The organism is Tissierella sp. (assembly GCF_031460495.1).
Classification (GTDB): domain Bacteria; phylum Bacillota; class Clostridia; order Tissierellales; family Tissierellaceae; genus JAVKTS01.
Genome location: NZ_JAVKTS010000002.1, coordinates 48,170 through 72,286, shown reverse-complemented (window position 1 = coordinate 72,286; position 24,117 = coordinate 48,170). Strand labels below are relative to the sequence as shown.

Here is a 24,117-nt window from a genome sequence, read left to right as displayed (position 1 = left end):
TCATTTTCCTCCTATAAATATCTCTTTATTTCTTTCTCCAGATTGTCTACTTGATATTCCAATGATAATATGGGGTTTAATGAGTATTTATCTAGTAAGCAATATAGATTCTTTATTTCCTCGTCAGTTGGACTCTGATGGTCATCATACAATCCATCATTGGAATGGACATGTATATAAAAAATATAATCTTTAAGCTCCTTTATCCATTCTTCCAGAGAAACTTTCCCTAATTTAGCGTGACCAATATCTAAGTTAATCTTAATATTAGGTAAATCTATTGTTTCAACTAATTCCTTTAACATAAGAGGTGTTTCCTCAAATATATTTTCTAATAGTATGATTCCATTAAAATCTGGGACTTCATTTAATATCTTTCTCCAGAATTCTTTGCTTTGGAGATTATTTAGCTTTCTTAAACTTGGTTGATTCAAATATGGACTTATTTGGCTATGAAATATTAGATAATCTATATCAAGCTCTTTAGCTATATTTATTGTGTTTAAATACCTATTATAGCTTATTTCCCTAATTAACTTATCTGGACTTGCAGGCTTTAAATCTAAAAATGGACCATGTAGAGCTCTGATATCATTGAAATCCTTAAGCTTTTCTTTATAAACAGCTATTGCTATAGCTAATTCTGAAACAAGCAAATTTGGCTCAGTAAAATCCTGTATTTCAATACTCATATTTAACTCTTTTATTTCTTCTATATCTAGACTATCTACTGTCCTTATGGTTTTCAATATCTTTCTTTCCATATATTCACATCCTTCCCCAATCATTATATATAACTATCCTAATCAATGTCTAGTAAAATTAAATTTGCGACAGGAATCATCTCCTGTCGCAAATGTCATAGGTCTTATTTATTACTCTTGTATATTTCTTCGATTTTCTTCCAATCAACTAGATTCCACCAAGAATCTATATAATCTGCTCTTTTATTTTTGTATTTTAGATAGTATGCATGTTCCCATACATCTATACCAATAAGTGGAGTCTTTCCTTGTGATATTGGATTATCTTGGTTTGGAGTAGGAACTATTGAAAGTTTTCCATTATCTAGCACTAACCATGCCCATCCACTACCAAATTGACCTAATGCAGCTTTTTTGAAATCCTCTTTAAATTTCTCAAATCCACCTAAATCCTCATCTATTTTCTTTGCCAACTCGCCTTCTGGATTACCGCCACCATTTGGTGACATAGTATCCCAGAATAAGGAATGGTTATAATGCCCACCACCGTTGTTTCTTACTGCATTTTTAATAGCTTCTGGTAAAGTATCTAGGGATTTTAGTATATCTTCAATTTCCATTTCCTGATATTTTTCATGCTCTTCTAATGCCTTGTTTAGGTTATCAACATAAGCCTGATGGTGCTTTGAATGATGAGTTTCCATTGTAAGTTTATCTATATGTGGTTCTAATCCTTCGTAAGAATATTTTAATTCTGGCAATAAAAATTTCATTGTATCTCTCCTTTGTCATATATATTAATTTCATAATTATCACTGTATTATATATATGCCCATATTTTTAAATGATAAACATTATCATTTGCCAAAATTAAAATTTATTTTTGTAATTATATCCACTTAAGGATAAGAGTATTTGTGAAGGAAAATAAAATACCCAAATTAAATTAGTTGAAAGATCGTAGTTTATTCCCAAATAAGATAGGCCAACATTTATATCACCCAAAGTAAATAATATCATTCCACCTATTATCATAAGTTTATTTGGATATGGATAGATATTCTTTTCCATTGCATCTATAGTTTTAATAATACTAATAAATAAGCATATGGAGTAAAAGATTGCCAATGGAAATATTATATCCAAATCAACAATAAATCTTCTAATGATAAAATAAACTATAAAAATAGACATAAGTGAAATAATTGATTTCTTGAAAATTGAAGAAAATCTGTCTTCTGTGTATCTTTTAATGTAAATTAATTGAACTATACAAAATGCTAATACACCTAAGAAATAATAATCTAATATTACAAGGAAGAGATCTGCTATAACAGTAAAGAACATACCAATTTGTAATAGCCTTGTATCTCTTGCATTTAGCCCCTTTCCTTCTATAGTCAAGGATATTAAAAAACAAAGTAATATACCTATATATTTGAGTGATTCTAAGGGCATTGTTATTTTAATATTGTTAAATTCCATATAAACAAAGGAAACATATAATATAAATATAATTGTTAATATTGATCTCATTACTTTTGATTCATAGATTATGACCTTCACCCTCTAGCTGTAAGTTCTTTTTAATAGTTTGGCTATAATCTAAAAATATATTTTGCTATTATTTGCTAGTTTATCCCTTGCTATATTATCTACTTAAACTCCTAATATTTTCAACTGGATAGTCTTTTGCAATTTTCCTGCCAGGTAAATAATTCATAATTACTGTTAATATGAAAAATATTATGCATATTATAGTATGGAGCATCCATGGATATTGCCAAAGTCTGTAAACAAATATATCTTTTATTGAGTCAGCAAAGGATAAGGTCATCCCATCAATTGCAATTACAGAAGTAATAAACATTACAATCATTAATCCTAGATTAACAATTAAGACAGCAAGTAATCCATTTAATACTCCAACAGAAATATAATGTTTGGAAAACTCTTTTCTTGTTACTCCAAGTGCTTGTAGTATTCCAATTCTATTTTTATCTTGCTCCATCTTAGATACTAAAGTATTGTATAAAATAATACATGCAATAGCTGCTGATGTGATACCTAATAATGCTATTATTAAGGCATTGTTAAAGGCTTCTTGATACAATTGAACATTACTCTCTTTATAATTGTAAAGGGTATAGCTGTTGCGATTAGCAAAAGTCAGCAACTTAGAATCCAATACTGGGTCTTCCACATTTGAATTAGTATTTATATACCATAATGTACGACCATATCTATATGGGTAAAAAATATCTATCATTGTTTTCATCTGACTAGGACTATAGTACCCCATTCCAAATTTGGAATTTGGATATATTGATTCCATACAATTATGAGATCCAATTACAGCATAGGGTGCAACATTATTTGAAAATGGCCAAATCTCATCTTTATCAAAATAGTATATTATCCCTCCAACAACAACTTCTTTACTAGAATAGGAAGATAAAAGTGATTCACCACTTACTTGCTCCTTGTCAGCAGATAAGTAGATTGTATCCCCTGGTTTTATATCCTTTTGTCTACTATAGTAGTTTTTATATCTACTAGAATAAGTAGTTTTGTAAGAGCCCGTTTGCTCAAACATCCAATTCATTCTATTATCTTCATTTGTAGCATCTAATACTTTCTTTTCCTCAAAAGGTTTTGCTTCTATATTACTATCTCCTTGGAGATACATTGGGATCAGCAGAACGACCTCTTCACCCTTTGTAAATTTTGTTTTGTCTATAGTTCCCTCTGTTAGCATGGCCTCATAACGCTTATATAAGCTACCACTAGGATCTATACTATAAATTTTAGTATATAGTGCATTGTTAATCCACTCAGGTTGATCTTCAAGTTCTTTATTATAGAAAGAAAAATGACTATTTAGTAGTCTTGGTGGCAATAGATTATCGAATGTTTGTAACATCTCATTCTTTTCTATACCTTCATACCATAGAAATGTTTGCTTACCAACTTTATATGATTCTATGGATTCAACCCCTTCGATTGCTAATATTTCTTTATCTAAAGACCAAATTTGTCTACTAGTTTCACCAAAAAATGCTTCCATTGCATAATCTGGTCTATTCTTTACTAAAACTGTGGTCCTATAGTTATCAAAAGAGAGATAACAAAGTAAAACAGTAGTTAAAAGTATTGTAATTGTAATAAAAGATATGCCAAAGGATATAAATGTCTTAGCTTTATTTAACTTAAAATATTTCCAGTTAATATACTTAAAAGTCTGGCGATAAATCTTTTTGCTTTCATTTTCCTTATGTTTAATTATCTTATGCTTTGGAGGTTTTGACATGGTACCTACTAAAGGAATTCTTATGGCAAAAAACATTGGAACAGCCATACCTATAAATAAAGCTAAACAACCTGCTATTATACCAAGTATAAAGAATGTTGGAATTACATGAAACTGAAGATCCCTTCCTCCAAAAGTATTCATAGAATAAATAATAGCAGCGGCCAGTCCAACTCCTCCAGGGATACCTATTAAAAGACCATTTTTTAAAAGATATAGTCCTTCAAAGGCAAGAACTTTTATAATCTGCATATTAGTGGCACCTATGGATTTTAATAAAACTATCTTTCTTGATCTTCTCTTCATTTGAGTTAAAAATATCTGGAATATTGCTAATGCAGTAGCAATAAAGATTACTGCTATAATAGTTAAGGTTAAAACATATTCTGTTGAAACACTATGATCTGGATAGGAAAATCTGTTTTGACGCAAGTTAGCTGTATTTACCTCTATTTTACCTCCAGTTTTTTGCGAGCCTTCTAAGGAATCATCTCTCCATTCTTCTGGTTTTCTCTTAACACTGAGTTTTTCCATCAGTTCTTCTTGTTTTTCTAGATATGATTCTACTTCTTCATTGCTCATGCCATACATAGACATCCAAGTATTAAAGTCTCCAAAATTTTGTATTTTTATTTCCTCAGAAGATTTTTCTCTGTTTGGATAATTCATCTCAAGATTTGCCATTAGCTCTTGATTAAATGATTTTGAATATATGAATGTATTATAATCAAATTCATAATCTGAAAAATCTCCCAAACTTGTACTATACAAGGCATCAATAAAAGACCTTCCACCTTCTTCTGTTAAAAAAGTATTTGGAGATTTATATCCTCCCAAGTCCCATTTATCAGTATAAGTATCCAGTATACCTGTAATTATAAACTCTTTCTTTAATACAAGATTTTGATTATGTAATAAGCCCTTTTCTCTAATTATTTCAGGGTTGACCTCGTCTCCAGATAAGTAATAGAAAAAATAATCATTACTAGCTACTACCGTTACATCATCTATTATTTCAAAAGGAGTTTCATGATGTTTGTAGTGTTCTGGTCTGCCAACTTCATAAGTAAAAATATGCTCATCATATATCTTGTTTATTTTACTTTGTATTTCTCTTAACTGCTCATCCTTCTCTTCATTATCTTCTTCGCTTTCAGCTTCTATGGCTATAATTGCTAGTCTTTCTTCATAAAGACTATCTAATTCTTTCTGATATTGTGTTTTAGATGCTTGACCACCACTTCGTTCAAATAATTCTTGATTAAGATTTAGGATATATTCTTTTGGATCTACATCAATCGTCCGAATATAAATATCAACTCCTAATTTTTGCCCCACTTCAAGCTCTAGTCCCATATTAGTCATTTGATTTAATTCCACCATTATCTCATTAGAAGTTTCTGGGTAGCGACCTTTATATAATGACAATCTTCCCATATCTATTAAATCTTGATTAAATGTTCCTATAACACCAGATTTAAAAGATTCGCCTATAATCAAGCTACTGCTTAATTTTTCTATATCAGGTTCGGATTTTAATTTCTCGAAAGTTTCTTCATCGCCTCCTAAATATGCAGCATTCCATTCTCCATAAAGGTCAAGCCTCTGTTCTAATTTAGTCTTTCCTATACTAGCTTCAAAAATAGTTGATGTAACTATAAATATAAAGGATAATGTTATAACCAATTTAAGTAGAAGAGTGTCCTTTTTCCTACCTTTAAGTCCTCTTCTAGCAATATCTTTCATTTTCATTTGATTCCCCCCTATCCCATTATGAAATCATTTTATATTTATCTATAAAGCCTTGACCATTACTATAATCAAGGCTTTAACTTTATCTTCCCAAACTCCTTATGTTTTCAACTGGATATAGGTTAATAATCTTTCTTGAAGGCAAATAATGCATCAATACTGTTAATAGAAAAAATATCCCACATCCAATAATGTGTAATGTCCATGGATATTGCCAAAGTCTATAAGCAAATATATCCATAATAGAATCAGCAAAGGTCATATTTATGCCTCCAACGGAAGCTAAAGAGGTCAGGAATAGTACTATTAGTAATGCTAGATTTGCAATTAATATTGCTAATACACCATGAATAACCCCTGTATAAATATAATGACTAGAAAATTCTGATCTTGTTACTCCAAGGGACTGCAATATTCCAATTCGATTCTTATCCTGTTCCATCTTAGATACTGTCGTATTGTATAAAATAATAGATGCAATGGCAGCTGATGTAATACCTAATAATGCTATAATTAAAGCATTGTTAAAGGCTTCTTGATGTAGTTGTGCAGCACTATTTTTATAATTATAAACAGTGTATCCATTATTGTTTGCATATCCCAATAATTTTGCATCCATAACTAGATCCTTTTTATCGGAGTTAGTATTTATATACCAAATAGTGCGTCCATATCTATTTGGATAAAGAACATCAATCATAGCTCTCATCTCATCAAGGGAATTTCTACTTAATCCCATCATGGAGCTTGGATAAATAGATTCCATACAGTTAATAGACCCTATTACTATGTGAGAATCTACAGTATTGGAAAATGGCCACTGACCTTCCTTTGGGAAATAGTATATAAAGCCTCCAACTGTTACCTCCTTAGTTTTATGGCTTATAACATAACTGTCCCCATCAATTTTTTCCTCATCGGCAGATAGGTAAATTGAATCCCCTATCTTAATATCATTTTGCTTATAATAGTATTTGTTAAATCGACTATTATAAGATGTATTGTAAATATTAGCATTGTTTAAAATCCAATTCATCCTATTATTTTCATTACTAGCAGCCAAGACTTCTTCTGGAGTAAAAGCTCTACTTCCAATATCAGATTTTCCAGGTAAATACATTGGAATTAGCAATATAACATCTTCACCTTTTTCAAATTTTTCCCTATTGATAGTTCCCTCTGTTAGCATTGAATTGTAGGAGTCAAAGATTTCCCCCTTAGGATCTATTCCATAGATTTTAGTAAAGAAGGCATTTTTTATCCATTCAGGTTCATCAAGAAGGTCTTCGTTGTAACTGCTAAAATGACGAATTGAGAGTTTACTAGGTAGTAGCTGTCTATAACTTTCTATAATCTTATTGTTTTCAATGCCATCATACCAAAGGAAAGTCTGTTTCCCAACCTTGTAGTATTCTACAGATTCAATACCATCAATTTCTTTAAGCTCTGCTTCTATTGCTTTAATATGTCTAGTTGTCTCTCCAAAGTAAGTCTCCATGGCATAATCTGGTTGATTATTTGCTATGACCTTAGTTCTGTAGTTGTTAAATGAATAATAAGACAACAGAATCGTAGATAATAAAATTGTTATGATAACTAAAGATATGCCAAAAGAAATAAAAGACTTTCCTTTATTTAACTGAAAGTTTTTCCAATTAATATATCTAAAGGTCTGACGACGAATTTCTTTATTATCACTTTTTCTCTTAATCTTCTTGTGCTTTGGAGGTTTTGACATGGTTCCAACTAAAGGTATTCGTATTGCAAATATCATAGGTACAGCCATGCCTATGAATAATGCCATACAGCCTGCTATAATACCTAAAATAAGGAATGATGGAATTACATGATAGTGAAGATTCCTTCCTCCAAAAGCATTCATCCCAAATATTATTATTGCAGAAAGAGCGAAGCCACTTGGGATTCCAATCAATAATCCTGTTTGTAATAAATACAACCCTTCCCATATGAGGGTCTTCACAATTTGCAAATTAGTAGCACCAATGGATTTTAATAGAATAATCTTTCGTGACCTTCTCTTCATTTGTGTTAGAAATATCTGAAATATTGCTAAGGCAGTAGCTATAAAGATTACAGCAATAATGGTCAATGTAAGTACATTCTCAGTGGATACAGTATCCTCAGGATAGGAGAAGATATTCCTTCTAAAATTATCCGTATTTACTTCCATCTTACTGTCCTGTACTACTTTCCCCTCAATTGAATTATCCATCCAATCTTCAGGCTTTCTATTAATACTGACATAGTTATTCATGTTCTCCAGGCTTTTTTCTATTTCCTCATCAGATCTACCATACATATTCATCCAAAAATGAACATCATTAATAATTACTTTCTCTTTTTCAGGCGAAGTTTCTATATTTGGATAATTTGATACTATAGACGAGTACAACTCCTCTTTTAATGAACTAGAATGTAAGAATATATTGTAATCCAATTTATAATCTGAAAAGTCTCCCAGAGAAGAGCCATATAATGCATCTGTAAAGCTTTTACCTCCACCTTCAGTAATAAATGCATTAGGAGATTTGTATACCCCTAAGTCCCATTTATCTGTATAGGTCTGGAGTATTCCTGTAACAACAAACTCTTTTTTCAATACAATCTTTTGATTTCTCAGAAGCCCCTTCTCCCTGATTATCTCTGGATTAACCTCATCACCATTCAAGTAATAGAAAAAATAATCATTACTAACTACTAAGTATACATCACCACTTTGCTCAAAAGGTGTTTCATGGTGATTATAATAGTCAGGTCTACCCATTCGTATTTCATTATAGTACCTTCCATAAATTGAACTTCTTTTATTCTCTAGCTCATTAATTCTTGCTTCTTTCTTTTGAAGTTCTTCTTCATCTTCAGGGTTTGAGGCATACAACATATCTAACTCTTTATAAATTTCATCTAACTCATCGTAAAATGCAGGTCTAGGCATGTCTTTTTTTCTCTCATAAAATTTCTTATTTAGATTGAGAATATATTCGGATGGGTCAGCTTCACTTCTTGGAATGGTAATGGCAATCTGTACTGTTTGCCCTACTTCAAGTTCTAGACCCATATTGCTCATCTGATTAAGCTCTAACATGATTTCATTGTCTGCCTGAGGGTAAGTTCCCTTGTACAATGATAATCTTCCCATATCAATTAAGTCTTGATTGAAAGTTCCCACTACTCCAGTTTTATCCGATTCGCCTATTATCAGACTAGAGCCAAGCTTATCTATATTGGGTTCAGCTTTTAGTTTTTCTAAAGTTTCTTGATTTCCTCCTAGATATGCAGCATGCCATTCTCCATAAAGATCAAATAGTTGTTCTGATTTAGTCTTTCCTATACTAGCTTCAAAAATAGTTGATGTAACTATAAATATAAAGGCTAAAGTTATAACCAATTTAAGTAGAAGAGTATCTTTTTTCCGACCTTTTAGACCTCTTCTAGCAATATCCCATATTTTCATTTTATTCTACTCCTTTACCCGTGAATTGAATATATCAATTAGATATTTGATTAGCTTAAATAGTTCTCAGAATCTACTATAGATGAAATTCTACCATCTACAATAGTAATAATTCTATCTGCCTGTGCTGCTATATCCATATCATGGGTAACAAGAATAATAGTTTGACCAAATTTTTTAGCTGATTCCTTCATAAGTCGTAACACTTCATGGCCTGTATTTTCATCTAAATTACCTGTTGGTTCATCTGCAAGGACTATTGCAGGCTTTGATACTAAAGCACGCGCAATAGCTACTCTTTGCCTTTCTCCACCGGAAAGTTCATCAGGATAATATGAAAGCTTTTCTCTAATACCTAAAGTATCAATAACATCATTGAAATGAGTCATATCAGGATCCTTTCCATCTAGATGAATAGGCATTAAAATATTCTCCTGTACAGTATGCTCCTGTAGGAGATTGAAGGATTGGAACACAAAGCCTATACGCCTGCGACGCAAAATAGCTAATTCACTATCCTTTTTATCAAATACACTCTTTCCCTCTAAGTACAATTTTCCTCCAGAAGGTTTATCTAACCCTCCTAGAATATGTAATAACGTCGATTTACCAGACCCACTGCGTCCGATAATCGCATGAAAAACTCCCTCTTCAATCTCCAGATTTGAAGCTTTCAAAGCATGAACCTGTAGTTCACCTTTTCCATAAGTTTTTTCAATGTTTTCTGCTTTAAGTATAATTTCCACAAAATCTCCCCCTGTTCCTATTAAGTTATTTTTTGACTACAATGAGACTTTTTACCTCCCCCCTTAAATAATCAAATATTAGTATGGTTTTATATATACAATATTTGTTAAATCAATTATACCATTCAATAACTAATAATACCATAATATTGAGAATTTTTATTCAATTAGCACTTTTTACTTATTCTTACTCAAATATTGAACATAGTTATGGACAGTATTTAAGTCTTTATATATACTTATTATTAGGGTCTTACTATATATGATTATGTTCTTAGGAAGCCTAATAATTATATAAATCCGTTATAAGGGGGAATGTGAATCATGGTAATTATGGAAACTAAAAATCTTACAAAATATTATGGAAAAGCGAGAGGAATAATTGATCTTGATTTAAGAGTTCATGAAGGAGATATTTTTGGTTTTATTGGTCCAAATGGAGCTGGGAAAAGTACTACTATTCGTACACTTCTAGGGCTAATTACACCCACTTCTGGTAGTGCTACCATATTTGGTAAGGATTGCACAAAGGATAAAAGATCTATTCTATCAAGTATTGGTTATATGCCATCTGAAGCAATGTTTTGGGATGGAATGAAGGTAAGTGAGGTAATAGATTTATCTGCAAAATTGCATAAAAAAGACTGTACTGCTGAGTCCAAAAAACTATGTGATAGACTACAGTTGGATACAAAGAAAAAAATAGAGGAATTATCTCTAGGTAATCGCAAGAAAGTAAGTATTGTCTGTGCCTTACAGCATAAGCCTAAGCTATACATCTTAGATGAACCAACATCTGGACTTGATCCCCTGATGCAGAAGGAGTTTTGGAGTCTTATGGAAGAAAGGTACAATGAAGATGCTACTATTTTTCTATCTTCACATGTTCTTTCAGAAGTTCAAAGACATTGTAAAAATGCAGCTATTATCCGTGAGGGTAAGTTGATTGTATCTGATTCTGTAACAAAACTTTCTCAAACTGCAACAAGAAGAGTAACATTGCATGGAATTTCAGAGATGCCTTCTTTAGAAGGTATTAAAGATTTAGTCCTACAGGATGGTAGCGTTAGCTTCCTCTACCAAGGTGAAATGCAGAAGCTTATCTCAACTCTAAACAGTCTTACAATTACTGATATGACAGTATTAGAGCCAACTTTAGAGGAAGTGTTCCTCCATTATTACGAAAAGGATGGTGAATAGAAATGACACTATACATTCATGAATTGAGGCGTGGCAGAAAATCTTTATTAATCTGGAGCGGTATTGTTGCCTTTATGCTCTTTATTGTTATGATTATGTTTCCTGAAATGAAAAATCAAATGGATGGAGTAAATGAAATGTTTACAAGTATGGGAGATTTTACTGCTGCCTTTGGGATGGATAAAATAAATTTTGGAGAAGTCATGGGATTTTATGCTATTGAGGGTGGAAATATGTTAGGCATTGGTGGAGCCTTTTTTGCAGCTATGCTAGGGGTTGGAGCATTAGCTAAAGAAGAAGCAAATCATACGGCAGAGTTTCTGCTAACTCACCCTATTAGTAGATATCGTATCATAAGTGAAAAATTACTTGCAGTAATTACACAACTTATGTTATTTAATGCTATCTGCATCGTGGTATCGATTGTTTCCTTTTATATAATTGGGGAAGATATTATTTGGGATAAATTTTTGTTATTCCATCTAGGACAATTTCTAATGCATATTGAAATTGCCTGCATATGTTTCTGCCTTTCTGCTTTTTTAAAACTTAGGGGTATGGGCATTGGGTTAGGATTTGCTGCACTTTTGTATTTTCTAAATATCATTGGTAACATCAGCGAAAAAGCTGATTTTGTTAAATACATTACACCTTTTCGCTATGCAGAGCCAGCAGATATTATTGCAGAGTCAACCCTTGATGGTACTCTAGTTTTTCTTGGAATTTTATATTCTATTATTTGCATTGGATTAGCTTACTGGAAATATAGCAGAAAGGATATTGCAGCTTAGTTAAGAAGATAGTATGATGTATACAAATCTCTCATCCATTTCGGATGAGAGATTTTTTATTTAGATTCAATAGTTCCCTTTATTACCCTCTGATTTTTTTAACTATCTCATCTTTTTTATTTTTAATATGCCTTATTTCATTTTTAACCAAACCATCTTTTAGATCTACCCTTTCCATAAAGAACATGGAGAGTCCTCCTAATCCAACATGAGTCCCTACTGCAACTCCCATTTGCATTATATAGATGGTACCATCGAAATTTGTTTCTTCTTTGATTTTTTCCTTTAGAACATTTGCAATATCAATATCCGAAGAGTATCCAATAATAATAAAATCTGTAATTTCTTTTTCTACTCTTCTAACAAACTCATCTACATAAAAACTTAATACCCTATTACGGCCTCTTTCCTTAGCAACTATAGCGCCTCTTCCCTTTTTCATTGACATAATAGGTTTTACTTTTAATAATTTCCCTATAAAGGCACTAGCATTTGTCAATCTTCCGCTTTTAATTAGATTATTCAAGTCATCTACACAAAGAAAATGTTTAACATTAGTCTTATAAGTTTCATTAAATTCAACTAATTTCTTAAAATTATATCCCGCTTCTAATAATTTTGCTGTTTTTAAAATTAACCATCCACTGCCATGGCTCATAGATAATGAATCTACTACATGAATTTTTATACTGGAACCTGGATTATTTCCAAAGAAGATATCTTTTGCTAGAACAGCAGATTGATAAGATCCACTCGTCCCACTTGACATGCAAATACATAAAAATTCAGTATATCCATCTGTAATAGAATTATTTATTATTTTTAAATATTCCTCTGGACTTGGCATTGATGTAGTAGGTAAATTATCTAAAGTCGGTAATATTTTAAAAAATTCATCTGAGTTAATGTCGATTTTATCTCTATATGTTATATCATTTATTATAATATTAAGCGGAGCCACTCCAATATTGTATTTATCAATTATCTCTTGAGACAAATCGCAAGTTGAATCAGCCATTATCTTAATCATTTCATTCCTCCATTCTAATCTTTACAGTCAAAATCTCTTAAAATTCGACAAATTGTCATGAATATAATTATATCATATTATAAGTAAAAGATATATGAGTGTAGAATGATAGAATTTCAAAGAATCTCTCATCCATTTCGGATGAGAGATTTGTTATCTAGTTTCATTAGTACCATCTGCTATAGTTTTAAGCATTTTTGCCAGTTTCAACAGTACCAGATTTATCTAAAATATTCAAAAATTCATGGCTATTTTAGCACAATAGAATAGCTTTTTCAAAATTAAATAGTTATACCCCCGGTAGGTATGTTTACAATGTCTGCTATATTTGTTATAATACCTCCTAGGGGTATATATATTCCTGAATTTAATTTATGGAGGTTTTAAACTTGGATGTAAAAACTAAGATTAAGAAAAAAGCTAATGTTCTTCAAAATAGCTGTGTCGCCTGTGGTACTTGTATAAAGATATGTCCTAGGAATGCTATTAAAATAGTAAATGGTGTATTTGCAGAAGTTGATGAAAGTAAGTGTATAGGATGCACTATATGTACAAAAGAATGTCCTGCTTCCATCATTGAGATGATTACCATAGAGGAGGTCGTTACATATGCCTAGTAAAGATAAGAAAAAATGGAATGATTATCTTTATATTGCATCTATATTGTATTTATTACTTGGTGTATTCAATATCCTTTTTGCATGGTTGGGATTATTATGTTTTTCAATTCCACTGATTATATCATTAGTAGGTGGTGGAAAATCATATTGTAATAACTACTGTGGAAGAGGTCAACTGCTATACCTTCTTGGTAAAAAGCTTAAGCTTTCAAGAAATAAACCTATGCCTAATTTTATGAAATCAAACTACTTTAGATATGGATTCTTAATATTTTTTATGATTATGTTTGGAAATATGTTGTTTAACACTTACCTAGTCTTTTCTGGAATTAATAATCTTAAGGAAGTGGTGACTTTACTATGGACATTTAAACTACCATGGAATTGGGCAAATACAAGCATTGTATCACCTGGAGTTGCTCAATTTGCCTTTGGATTCTATAGTGTTATGCTCACTTCTACTATATTAGGGTTAGTGACCATGGTACTTTATAAACCAAGATCTTGGTGTGTCTACTGCCCTATGGGAACTATGACACATGGAATATCCACTATTAAGTATATTAAAAGAATAAAAAATATGTAATCCATCAATCTTATCATGATCTGCTAAATAATAAAATTAGAAAGAAAATCCACCAGAAAAACTGGTGGATTAAATTCATATTAACTGTTTAAACCTAAATCAAGTTCAACATCATATTCTACTGTCTTTTGCTTAAATAGATATTCTCCCTTTCTAATGGAAGCAAGAACTCTTGCACGATTTCTTATTACATCGAATGGACTGTTTCCATCAAGAAGGATGAAGTTTGCATCTTTTCCTACATCCAATCCATATCTATCTTGGATATTCAAGCAACGAGCTCCATTATATGTGATTAAATCTAAATCAGTTCTTATTTCTTCTGGTGACATAATTTGAGCTAAGTGAATTCCATTGTCAAGGATATTCATCATATTTCCATTACCCATTGGATACCATGGGTCATTTATTGAATCTTGTGCAAATGCAATATTGATTCCTGATTCTAAGAATTCTTTTACTCTAGTCAATCCACGGCGTTTAGGATATGTATCCTGACGACCTTGAAGATAGGCATTTTCAGTTGGACAAGAAATGAAGTTCATCTTGCTCTTTTTGAACAAGTCCATCATTCTATATGCATATGAGTTATCTGCTGAACCAAATGAGCAAGTATGGCTCGCTGTAGTTTTCCTACCATAATCCTCCATAAGGACAAGTGCATTTAGCAACTCAACAAAACGTGATTGAGGATCATCTGTCTCATCACAGTGAACATCTATAAGCTTTTCATATTTCAAAGCAAGTTTAACTATGTCGTGAACAGATTTTTCACCGAACTCTCTAGCAGGCTCATAATGTGGAATTCCTCCAACAACATCAGCACCCATCTTAAGAGCTTCTTCTACTAAATCAAGTCCACCCTTATATGTGTACATCCCTTCTTGTGGGAATGCAACAATTTGGATTTCAACTATATCTTTTAATTCTTCTCTCATTTCCAACATAGCCTTTAGAGCTGTGAATTTTGGATCTGTAACATCTATATGTGTACGAATATATTGTACTCCTTGTGAAACCTCATCTTTAATTCCCTTAAGAGCAAGTTTTTTAACACTTTCTATAGTTAAATTCTCTTTGAATTTTGGCCACATTTCAATTGCTTCAAAAAGGGTTCCAGAGCCAGCGCCTTCTTGTCCAAGTTCAGATAATGTGTAAACATAATCTAAATGTAAATGGGGATCTACATAAGGAGCAGTGACCAGTTTCCCATCTAAATCAATAATTTCATCTGCTGAGCCCAGTTCCTTACCAATTGCCTTGATAACTCCATTGTCTACTAAAATCTCATTCGCATCATCATGCCCATATATAACTGCATTCGTAAATTTTTTCATAATTACCCCCTTAATATTAAATCGTATTCTCTGAGACTACTTGTTTCTCAGTAATTTCTTTTTGTTTTATTGGAATAGTTATATTCATTAGAATGATAGATACTAGCATAATAGCTATACCGATGTATCCAACTAAATTGATTTTTTCGTTTAACAAAAATACTCCAGAAAGTGTAGCTACAACAACTTCAGCTGAAGTAATGATAGTTGCCTTAGAAGCATCTACATTCATTGATAACCCCTTCAGATATAAAAGATTTGCCATTAAACCAGTAGTCATAGAATTCAAAATTGCCCAGAATAGGAATGTGCTATTCGTAAACAAATCTAAATGTTGCCATGGCTTAGCAAATATACCCATAGTTATAGCACTGAACAATAACATATAAAAAGTCATTGTCTCAGGATCATCTCCGCTGGTTGCAACCTTACCTATGATAGTAGTAAGCGCATATAAGAACCCTGCAAGAGCTCCCAGAGTTAAACCTAATCCCGAAATATTTAATTCTGCGAAATTTCCACCTGTTACCATTAGGATACATCCGAAAAGATTTAGAACTAGCGCGAAGTGTTGATATCCACGTAACTTCTCTTTGAAAAAGATCATGGACATTATTGCAGTGAAAACAGGAGCTAAATACATAAGAATTGATGCTGTTGCTACCCCTACTAAAGTTACGGCAGTGTCATTAGCCAATTTGAAAATACCTTTAGTTAAAGCACCTAGTAAAATACTATATAGTAAGCCCTTCTTCGAAATTTTTAAGCCATTCTTACCTTTCTTTACTAATAAGTAAATGAGCAAAGGTAAAAGTGCTAAAAAGTGTCCGGGAAATGCAGTCATCAGTGAAGACACACCAATATTATTCATTTTAGTTACGAAATATCCTCCAAGACCCCATAAAACTCCAGAAATAAAAACAAGAAGGTAACCTTCTAGGGATCTTCTCTTCTCCATTAAAAAATCACCTCCCTTCATTTAGTTTACATAATTATTATAGCATGAAAAGGTGTAATTTGCAAAGGTTCCACCTACCCTAACCAGAAATACAGACCCAATTTAGAGATGGAATGTGCAAATGTAGAGACTTCATCTTACATATATTCCAAAAACTAACAAAACCTCTTGAAATCAAGAGGTTGTATTGTATCAATATTTTAGTCAATATATTGTGAAGGCGGTACGAACGGGTCATCAAATTATTCTATTGATTCTTGACCTCACCCTTGAAAAAACTTCGTCATGTCTATATCTAATATCAGTTAAAGCTGATTCTTTATCTACTTCATCTAATTTAAGTTCTACACCATCCATTAATTCAGCACGCTTTTCTAAACTTAACACAACCATAGAGCCAGTTTACCTCCTCTAACAACTAAATCCTCAATCTCAGGAAACTTATTTCTCAAATCTGAAATAGGTCTGTTTTGAATCATGATATCACCCCAAATTTGGACAGGTAATTACTATACCACCTACTCACTCTGGTCAACTTTATTCAATTTTACGACAATTTTATTATTTATCCTTTTTTCTAATCCATGAATAAACAAACATATATCTTCATCATATAATATTGGGCTATATTTAGATTTATCTTTGATATTAAACCACTTATATTTTTAATTTCCCATCAAAGTTAACTTTGCATCCTTATCCATTTTCTCTAAAGCATACCTAAATGCAGTTCTTGGCATATTATCTTTATTATTTATTAAATAATTAATGACATTATCTCTTTCAACTTGAGACAAAACCTTTAACATCCAGCCATAGCCCTTTAGTACTAGATAATGATCATCATACATTAGAGAGTCCGAAATCAAAAATGGGTTAATATCTTCATATTTATTTTGCTTAATTGGATATATTAAAACAACTGCAGCTGCACGTCTTACACAATAATTTGGGTCTTTAGTCCATTCTAAAATGTTAGTAAACAGTTCATTCTTTTGACTAAGTAATTCACCAAAGGCATGAGTGCAAAAATCATCACAATCACTCCAGCCAGTAATATATTCCTTAAGCCATCTTTCAAAGATATAAAAGGTATTATTATTATATTGCTTTCTGACCCTATATGCCCAGTCGTATGCAATAATATTTAATGCCCATTTACGTTCATTAAGTAAGTGTTCACAATGCATAAGAATTGTATTTATACTTTTATCTCCCATTATTTTATATAATTCTAAAGATATCCTCCTGACCTCACCTGTTGTTATCCCGTTAACTCTAGATAGACTTCCTAGTCTATTTTTTGCTTGAGTTATGATGTTTTCCATATGATCACTCCCTACCTTCTTTTTTCTATATTATTGCTTATCTAAAATTACAAATCAACTATTTTCTTTATACTATCAAATATATTAACTAATTTCTACCATAATATAAATATATAAGATATCCTGTTAACGCTATAATGTTTTCACCTTTAGCCCCTATTCCTTGTCCAAAGTTTTTACTATCAAATAAACTTATTCTAAATAGCCAGATATTTTTAATATCACTTGTTGAAGAAATCTTTATATCTTATTTATGGGATTAATAATATAATCTCTGCAAATACTAGTATATATTGTATTTTTGAAAGGAGATTTATTTATGAGTAAAAAGGTGATTGTTATTGGTGCTGGAATTGGTGGGTTGTCTACTGCTTTAAGACTTTTACATAATGGATATAATGTAGAGATTTATGAAAAGGACACTTCAATCGGTGGAAGAGTCAACATTTTAGAAACAGAAGACTACACTTTTGATTTAACAGCTTCAATCTTAATGATGCCTGATGTTTATAAAGAGCTTTTTTCATATGTTAATAAGAATTATAAAGATTATCTCGAGTTTAAAGAGATTGATCCTATTTACAGAGTCTTTTCCAATGGTGACCATTTTATGGATTTCAATACAAGCATCTCTAAATTAATTCAAAATCTAGAAGCAATATCAAAGGATGACTCTCTAGGTTATTTTAAATTTATATCTGATGTTTATGAAAAATATCTAATAGCTAATAAATATTTCCTGGAAAGATCACAAGATGATCCTAAAGATTTCTTTAATTTAAAAACTCTATCTAAAGCATTTAAAATCCATACTCTTACTACCCCTTATGATTTTATCTCAGATTATATTAGAAATGATAAAATAAGAGAATATTTGGCTTTTCAATCCATGTATGTAGGTATATCTCCTTATGAAGGACCCAATATATATACTCTTATACCAGTAGTATCTCAGATGTATGGACTATGGCACTTAAAAGGAGGAATGTATTCATTTGTTGATGCCATATCTCAATTAATTGCTGAATTTGGAGGTATTATAAAAACTGGATTAACTGTTGAAGAGATAATATTTTCTGAAGATAAAGCTATTGGAATAAAAACATCTAAGGGCATAGAAAATGCAGACATCATCGTATGCAATGCAGATTTTCCATATGCTATGAAAAACTTAATAAAGAACGAATACTTCAAGAAAGATTATACTGATAAAAAACTATCTAAGTTAAAATATTCCTGTTCTACTTTTATAATTTACTTAGGACTTAGAAAAAAATATCCTCAATTATCAGTTCATAATATATACCTGGGTGAAAACTTTAAAAAGAATATAGAATCAGCTTTTGAAGGTAGTTTACCTGAAAGCCCTACTCTTTATATTTACTGTCCTAGTAGAATTGATGATAGTATGGCCAAAAATGAAGGTGAATGCTTAAATATTATGCTAAGGGTTCCTAATTTATTTTTTAAAAAAATAAATTGGGATGATATTACAATTGATAAATTAACAAATAGGATTATTATGGAGTTGAAGAAAATTGAAGGTTTAGAGGATCTAGAAGAGAATATTGTATATAAAAGTTATCTTACTCCTCTTGATATGGAGAGTAGATTTAATGCTTATGGAGGTACGGCATTTGGACTTAGCACTACACTAACTCAAACAAATTATTTTAGGCCACATTTTAAATCAGATAAAGCTAATAACTTATTCTTCGTAGGTAACTCTTTACATCCTGGACCTGGAGTGTCTTTAGTTTTGAACTCAAGTAAATTAGTAACTGAAGAGATATTAAAAGAATTCTAATTTTAATAGAATTAAATGTATCAATATTTACATGTATGGTGGAGGCGGTGGGACATGCTATCCTATAGTTTCCTAAAGGCACTGACTATATCTTAAACTTTTCTCAAATTTCCCTGGCGTAATATGAAAGGTTATTATAGTTTTCACCTTCCATCCTAGTACTGCATATCTAATGACTTAGCAGCCTATAAGTCGATACTAGGCTGTTGGATTTCTCCACATACCCCTCGGTATTAGCATTTTACAGCCTTCACCGATAAAGCCAAGTTTTCACCTATAGATTACTCTATAGGGCGACTCCCTACTTGAATCGAACCCACATCCGAAAACATTTCCACAAGAGCTTCTCCGAGTGCATTCAGTAATTTAACATTCCCTCTACTGGACTTCTACTGACGAAATTCCAGTTTCAGTAGCTTCATAATTTCCGTCTTTAGCTCAAAGCTTTGCTAAATGCGGTTCCCTACTAAGTTGACACCTTAATCCAAGTCGTAGGATTCTCGGTTAAGATGCGCGGCTACTAAGCTGCGAATGCGTAATTATCGTTTGCGTTTATTGTTTGTGCCACTTTTAGCGTTGTTTGGCGACAACGACTCGCTACCCTTGATTCCACATATTTGATTAAATACAATGGTAGATTATCATATATTTCCTATTAGGATTTAACTTCCGCAATGGTAAATTCCAATTAAGACTACAACTACAATCTTGTTATTCTAATATATCTTGATATATACTCTTTTTATGTTTGAATGAATCTATACCTCCCTCTAAATAATTAAGAATGTTAATTTTTATTTTCTTTTCACTAGGATATCCTAATGCTTCAACCCAACCAAATTCCCCATCTGATTTCATAACGCACACCTGATCTGCCATGGCATTAGTAACAATAGTGGCATTATGAGTTGCTATTATTATTTGTCGTGTTGTTTTTGCCTTCCTAAGTTGAAAAACTAAGTTTTTATAAATATATTGGCTATCAAGATTATCTTCAGGTTGATCAATCAATAGTGGTCTATAATCTTCTGCATAGTCACTATATCCTAGAATAAAATCTAACATAGCAACTACTTTTTGCCCCAATGATAGTTTACGTACATCTTTAAAATTTAAACTATTTCCTCTATTTGATTCATTGCTATTAATATTAAATAACAGTGAAAATTGCTCTATTTGATGGATATATTTTTTCAAATAATCTATAATTTTTTTAACATTACCTTCAGTAACTAAGTTATCAAATATTTCATTTATAATCGCTAGTTCATTTAAATTGTTTAACTCTTGTATATCTGAATTAATCATATCTTGAGTTAATTCAATTGAATACTCTGTTAAAGAATAATCCCTTCTCTTTTCATAATAATCAGCATCAATAGATAATTTTAGCAATTCAAAAATCCCTACTTCATAATATATTCCTAATATAAAATCAACAATATTCTGTTCAGTGATGTTATAATGCTTGTAATAGTTTTTTGCACTATAATCATTAAAAAATAACCAATTTTTAACATCAGGATCCTTTGCGCATTCATCTTGAGAATAGTTAATTTTTAAGATATTGTTCTGCGTCGCGTTAAATGAATCAATTACTTCAATTACTTCCTTTTTCCTGTTCTCCAAAATTATATTGATATCTTTTATTAGCGTTAACAACCCTGATTTTTTTCTTATACTAATCAACTTTTCAGGACTAGATACCATTTTATTCTTAAACATCATGTTATATATAAAGTCATTAATTTCTACCCCACTGGCAGTACTTACTAACTCATTAACTGAATATCTACTATCATATAATAGTTCTAATAATTTCTTTTTATTTGGTGCAGTTTCAAAAAAAACCATACCATTTTTTTCTTTCACAATAAAAATTGATAAATATAAATCTCTTGCAATAGACTCAACTTGAGCAGTATCAAACTGATACCTATAATTATATCGATCCTCAGCGTTTTGTCCGAAACACCGCATGATATTATCATCATAACGCGTTTTATTGGGCATAGCCATCTCAATAAGATATTCTGTCTTCTCATACTCATACAGAATCCATGTATTCCCATGGTTACAAATAAAATCTAATAATTCTATAGATCCACATCTTTGTCCTAAAATAAAGTCAATCAGATGCAAAACCGTACTTTTACCAGTTCCTCTACCACCGATAAAACAATTCAAAGATTCAGAGAACCTTATACAGAATCCTTCGTCCTTATCTTTATTATTCAAAAATCCACCCTGCTCTACGTACATACCTATTATATTTTGCTTTAGTCTCGGCTCTTTTTTGTAACTAACTGAAATATCAAAATCTAATAATGCCTCTTGAATCATATTAAAATCAATTTGACTACCTTTTAACCAAAAATATTTCTCATTTACAGAATCTATATCGTGAATGTCGCTATCAATTATAAAATTAATATCTCTTTTTTGAAACTGATATAAAAATTTATTTATCTTATTCCTCTGATTATAATCTGATATCCCCACCATGCTAAGATACTTTGAACCTAGTAATTTCGCCTTGTATCCACCACTTAGATACTTTTTTTCATTATAAATATATGATGAATTTATATGAGCAATATAAGGTATGCATCCAATATTATTAAAATAATCCATTACTTCAAGACTTGTCCTAAAAGTGCCATCTTCTTCGTTTAGAAGACTTTCACTAAGCCACTCTGATATTTGTCTTTTAGTTTCATGAGAGTCGTTAAATAATACAACAACATGAACTCTATCAGCACAAGAAATTTCTAAAGAGGAAATTATCTCCGGGTATACTTTTCTTTGTTTCATTTTATGTAAATGTTTAATGGCAACTCTTAATTTATCTATACCTTGTATAGTATTATGATCTGAAACTACTGCTATCTCTATATCATTGTTTATTAGCTCTTCAGCTAGTAAAATAAATGATAGCCATTCCTTTTTTGATTTATATACCGATAATTCACCATTAAGCTCAAAGTCGTCTAAATTAAAACCTTCGGGAAGTATTTTATTATCTTTACAAAGTTGAACTACAGTACTTGTAGGTATTGACTTATACATATCTGCAGTCCAACTTTTTTTTAGTTTATAGTCATATGATTGAGGAGTATGGATATGAAACAGACTTTTATGGTAAACACCATATCGAACCTTCGTTCCTTTGATTTTATTATATGCATTTTGTACATCAGAAAAACTTCTAGACACTATTACACCCCTTACAAATTTTTATCTGATATCTGTCACAAAACTGATGATATCTGCCTAACAACCTTCATTGTTAGTTTGTTACTACTAGTTACATCTATCTCTCAAACAATAAATAAGACTACTAGATATTAAGTACTGAAAAATGCTTGTTCCAATTCGTTTTCATCATATTCTTTATTACAATATCCACTGCAGCTGTATGCTTATCTTGTAATATAAAAATATAGTCCCGTATTGTTCCGCGAACATATTTTAATCCTCTCCATTCTGCACCCATAAGTTCACTTCGTTGCATTAAGGGTTGAAATCGCTGCAAATATACATTTTCTTTTTCTCTACATCGATGATTATAAAAAATAATACTTTTTCCAACCTGATAATAAGAAACCAATTCATCGTGCAAAATGTATTTATCACTATTAACTGATTTTTGTGAGACACTTTTTACAATCAAACCATTATCTGGATCACAAAATATTATATCTGACTCCGATAACTCTTCCAAAGAAGATCTAAACCATTCCAATCTATCAAAATTTTTATCATTACCCGGTTTCAGTAGTTTATTATAATAATTTGCATTTGGAATTAAATTTGCCTTTTCCAATGCTTCTACACTCCTTGTCCCATTTGTAATTGTATATAGAGACTTTAATAGTTTATCATCACAGTCTTTGAATTGACTATTAGTTAAATATCCGATATGTTTTCCATCTGCCTTATTGTGTTCTTCTGGTTTATATGTAAGATACCAATTTACACCAATACTTAGACCTGATTCAGAAATTTTTTGTAACAATCCAATCTTCCCAAAATCACCTACATCACCTGCATATCTATCCTGCATTTAATTGTTCTCCTTTCTTTCCTATTGTAATATTAAAATTAATAGGCAATTTAAATCTTTCATTTATTATGAATATTATTAATTTATATCATATACCCTTAGAAGTTTTCATTTTCTATTAATGTCTTCTCAAGTTATTTATCCTTTGCTATGGATTCTTCTTCATCCCTAGCTACTATATCAATTCCTATATCTTCCCCAGGAGCAAAACGCTTAACTTTGTATCCTTGTTCTTCAACCAAGTTACTTATAAGCATCTCAAAATCATTAGGGGATAGGTTAATAATATCTTTTAATTCCATAAAGTCACCTCACCAAAATTCACTTATATTATAAGTTCGACATTAATTTCTAAAATCCTTCTTTATTATAATCTTTTCTTAATTAACTACTCACATCTAAAAATA

Annotated in this window: 19 protein-coding genes and 1 other RNA gene; 5 read left to right on the top strand and 15 right to left on the bottom strand. The window is 31.2% G+C overall.

Translation table 11 applies throughout. The annotated features are described in order from the left end of the window. Positions 1-11 precede the first annotated feature (11 nt). The 6 genes from RIN63_RS04075 to RIN63_RS04050 all read right to left on the bottom strand — a co-directional run bounded on the left by RIN63_RS04075 (position 12) and on the right by RIN63_RS04050 (position 9,987). Positions 12-764, bottom strand: a complete 753-nt coding sequence (locus RIN63_RS04075) for a sugar phosphate isomerase/epimerase (protein ID WP_310443401.1) — start codon at positions 762-764, stop codon at positions 12-14. Positions 765-868: 104 nt separating this feature from the next. After that, complete coding sequence (locus RIN63_RS04070) at positions 869-1,477, bottom strand: superoxide dismutase (RefSeq protein WP_310443400.1); 609 nt, start codon at positions 1,475-1,477, stop codon at positions 869-871. Between the two features lie 97 nt (positions 1,478-1,574). Then, the gene (locus RIN63_RS04065; RefSeq protein WP_310443399.1) at positions 1,575-2,240 is read right to left on the bottom strand and encodes a lysoplasmalogenase family protein; all 666 of its coding nucleotides are present in this window, start codon (positions 2,238-2,240) and stop codon (positions 1,575-1,577) included. A gap of 115 nt (positions 2,241-2,355) precedes the next feature. Further along, entirely contained in the window at positions 2,356-5,766 is a 3,411-nt protein-coding gene (locus RIN63_RS04060) for an FtsX-like permease family protein (RefSeq protein WP_310443398.1), read from the bottom strand. A gap of 82 nt (positions 5,767-5,848) precedes the next feature. After that, on the bottom strand, positions 5,849-9,241 hold the full coding sequence (locus RIN63_RS04055; protein WP_310443397.1) for an FtsX-like permease family protein: 3,393 nt from the start codon (positions 9,239-9,241) through the stop codon (positions 5,849-5,851). 50 nt (positions 9,242-9,291) lie between these two features. Next, a complete protein-coding gene (locus RIN63_RS04050) occupies positions 9,292-9,987 on the bottom strand; it encodes an ABC transporter ATP-binding protein (RefSeq protein WP_310443396.1) in 696 nt (231 codons plus the stop codon). 324 nt (positions 9,988-10,311) lie between these two features. Between RIN63_RS04050 and RIN63_RS04045 the strand changes: the two genes are divergently transcribed. Together RIN63_RS04045 and RIN63_RS04040 are read left to right on the top strand one after the other, a co-directional pair. Continuing rightward, complete coding sequence (locus RIN63_RS04045; protein ID WP_310443395.1) at positions 10,312-11,187, top strand: ABC transporter ATP-binding protein; 876 nt, start codon at positions 10,312-10,314, stop codon at positions 11,185-11,187. Between the two features lie 2 nt (positions 11,188-11,189). Continuing rightward, complete coding sequence (locus tag RIN63_RS04040) at positions 11,190-11,978, top strand: ABC transporter permease subunit (RefSeq protein WP_310443394.1); 789 nt, start codon at positions 11,190-11,192, stop codon at positions 11,976-11,978. Between the two features lie 82 nt (positions 11,979-12,060). On the opposite strand, the gene RIN63_RS04035 is transcribed toward RIN63_RS04040, so the two are convergent. After that, on the bottom strand, positions 12,061-13,008 hold the full coding sequence (locus RIN63_RS04035; protein ID WP_310443393.1) for a DegV family protein: 948 nt from the start codon (positions 13,006-13,008) through the stop codon (positions 12,061-12,063). Between the two features lie 389 nt (positions 13,009-13,397). Between RIN63_RS04035 and RIN63_RS04030 the strand changes: the two genes are divergently transcribed. Together RIN63_RS04030 and RIN63_RS04025 are read left to right on the top strand one after the other, a co-directional pair. Further along, the gene (locus tag RIN63_RS04030; protein WP_310443392.1) at positions 13,398-13,625 is read left to right on the top strand and encodes a 4Fe-4S binding protein; all 228 of its coding nucleotides are present in this window, start codon (positions 13,398-13,400) and stop codon (positions 13,623-13,625) included. Then, positions 13,618-14,214, top strand: a complete 597-nt coding sequence (locus RIN63_RS04025) for a 4Fe-4S binding protein (RefSeq protein WP_310443391.1) — start codon at positions 13,618-13,620, stop codon at positions 14,212-14,214. Before RIN63_RS04030 ends, RIN63_RS04025 begins: the two co-directional genes overlap by 8 nt. An 80-nt stretch (positions 14,215-14,294) precedes the next feature. Here RIN63_RS04025 and RIN63_RS04020 read toward each other — a convergent pair whose 3' ends face one another. The 4 genes from RIN63_RS04020 to RIN63_RS04005 form a co-directional block, all read right to left on the bottom strand. Continuing rightward, positions 14,295-15,551, bottom strand: a complete 1,257-nt coding sequence (locus tag RIN63_RS04020) for an amidohydrolase family protein (protein ID WP_310443390.1) — start codon at positions 15,549-15,551, stop codon at positions 14,295-14,297. Between the two features lie 16 nt (positions 15,552-15,567). Beyond that, the gene (locus RIN63_RS04015) at positions 15,568-16,509 is read right to left on the bottom strand and encodes a DMT family transporter (RefSeq protein ID WP_310443389.1); all 942 of its coding nucleotides are present in this window, start codon (positions 16,507-16,509) and stop codon (positions 15,568-15,570) included. A gap of 237 nt (positions 16,510-16,746) precedes the next feature. After that, positions 16,747-16,902 (bottom strand): hypothetical protein, encoded by a 156-nt coding sequence (locus tag RIN63_RS04010; RefSeq protein ID WP_310443388.1) that lies wholly within the window; start codon positions 16,900-16,902, stop codon positions 16,747-16,749. Between the two features lie 272 nt (positions 16,903-17,174). Next, positions 17,175-17,837 (bottom strand): DNA alkylation repair protein, encoded by a 663-nt coding sequence (locus tag RIN63_RS04005; protein WP_310443387.1) that lies wholly within the window; start codon positions 17,835-17,837, stop codon positions 17,175-17,177. A 319-nt stretch (positions 17,838-18,156) separates the two neighbouring features. Between RIN63_RS04005 and RIN63_RS04000 the strand changes: the two genes are divergently transcribed. Continuing rightward, the gene (locus RIN63_RS04000) at positions 18,157-19,644 is read left to right on the top strand and encodes a phytoene desaturase family protein (RefSeq protein WP_310443386.1); all 1,488 of its coding nucleotides are present in this window, start codon (positions 18,157-18,159) and stop codon (positions 19,642-19,644) included. Positions 19,645-19,950: 306 nt separating this feature from the next. On the opposite strand, the gene ssrA is transcribed toward RIN63_RS04000, so the two are convergent. From ssrA to RIN63_RS03980, 4 genes are all read right to left on the bottom strand, one after another. After that, positions 19,951-20,265, bottom strand: a transfer-messenger RNA (tmRNA) gene (gene ssrA, locus RIN63_RS03995). Positions 20,266-20,355: 90 nt separating this feature from the next. After that, positions 20,356-22,860, bottom strand: a complete 2,505-nt coding sequence (locus tag RIN63_RS03990) for a Spaf_1101 family AAA-like ATPase (RefSeq protein ID WP_310443385.1) — start codon at positions 22,858-22,860, stop codon at positions 20,356-20,358. Positions 22,861-22,984: 124 nt separating this feature from the next. Further along, positions 22,985-23,710: a hypothetical protein gene (locus RIN63_RS03985; protein ID WP_310443384.1), complete on the bottom strand. Its 726-nt coding sequence runs from the start codon at positions 23,708-23,710 to the stop codon at positions 22,985-22,987. A 134-nt stretch (positions 23,711-23,844) separates the two neighbouring features. Further along, on the bottom strand, positions 23,845-24,012 hold the full coding sequence (locus RIN63_RS03980; RefSeq protein WP_310443383.1) for a restriction endonuclease: 168 nt from the start codon (positions 24,010-24,012) through the stop codon (positions 23,845-23,847). Positions 24,013-24,117 lie beyond the last annotated feature (105 nt).

Coding starts and splice junctions, on each gene's coding strand:
- RIN63_RS04075 (WP_310443401.1), bottom strand. CDS start 764: ATGGAAAGAAAGATATTGAAAACCATAAGGACAGTAGATAGTCTAGAT.
- RIN63_RS04070 (WP_310443400.1), bottom strand. CDS start 1,477: ATGAAATTTTTATTGCCAGAATTAAAATATTCTTACGAAGGATTAGAA.
- RIN63_RS04065 (WP_310443399.1), bottom strand. CDS start 2,240: ATGAGATCAATATTAACAATTATATTTATATTATATGTTTCCTTTGTT.
- RIN63_RS04060 (WP_310443398.1), bottom strand. CDS start 5,766: ATGAAAATGAAAGATATTGCTAGAAGAGGACTTAAAGGTAGGAAAAAG.
- RIN63_RS04055 (WP_310443397.1), bottom strand. CDS start 9,241: ATGAAAATATGGGATATTGCTAGAAGAGGTCTAAAAGGTCGGAAAAAA.
- RIN63_RS04045 (WP_310443395.1), top strand. CDS start 10,312: ATGGTAATTATGGAAACTAAAAATCTTACAAAATATTATGGAAAAGCG.
- RIN63_RS04040 (WP_310443394.1), top strand. CDS start 11,190: ATGACACTATACATTCATGAATTGAGGCGTGGCAGAAAATCTTTATTA.
- RIN63_RS04035 (WP_310443393.1), bottom strand. CDS start 13,008: ATGATTAAGATAATGGCTGATTCAACTTGCGATTTGTCTCAAGAGATA.
- RIN63_RS04025 (WP_310443391.1), top strand. CDS start 13,618: ATGCCTAGTAAAGATAAGAAAAAATGGAATGATTATCTTTATATTGCA.
- RIN63_RS04020 (WP_310443390.1), bottom strand. CDS start 15,551: ATGAAAAAATTTACGAATGCAGTTATATATGGGCATGATGATGCGAAT.
- RIN63_RS04015 (WP_310443389.1), bottom strand. CDS start 16,509: ATGGAGAAGAGAAGATCCCTAGAAGGTTACCTTCTTGTTTTTATTTCT.
- RIN63_RS04010 (WP_310443388.1), bottom strand. CDS start 16,902: ATGGTTGTGTTAAGTTTAGAAAAGCGTGCTGAATTAATGGATGGTGTA.
- RIN63_RS04005 (WP_310443387.1), bottom strand. CDS start 17,837: ATGGAAAACATCATAACTCAAGCAAAAAATAGACTAGGAAGTCTATCT.
- RIN63_RS04000 (WP_310443386.1), top strand. CDS start 18,157: ATGAGTAAAAAGGTGATTGTTATTGGTGCTGGAATTGGTGGGTTGTCT.
- RIN63_RS03985 (WP_310443384.1), bottom strand. CDS start 23,710: ATGCAGGATAGATATGCAGGTGATGTAGGTGATTTTGGGAAGATTGGA.
- RIN63_RS03980 (WP_310443383.1), bottom strand. CDS start 24,012: ATGGAATTAAAAGATATTATTAACCTATCCCCTAATGATTTTGAGATG.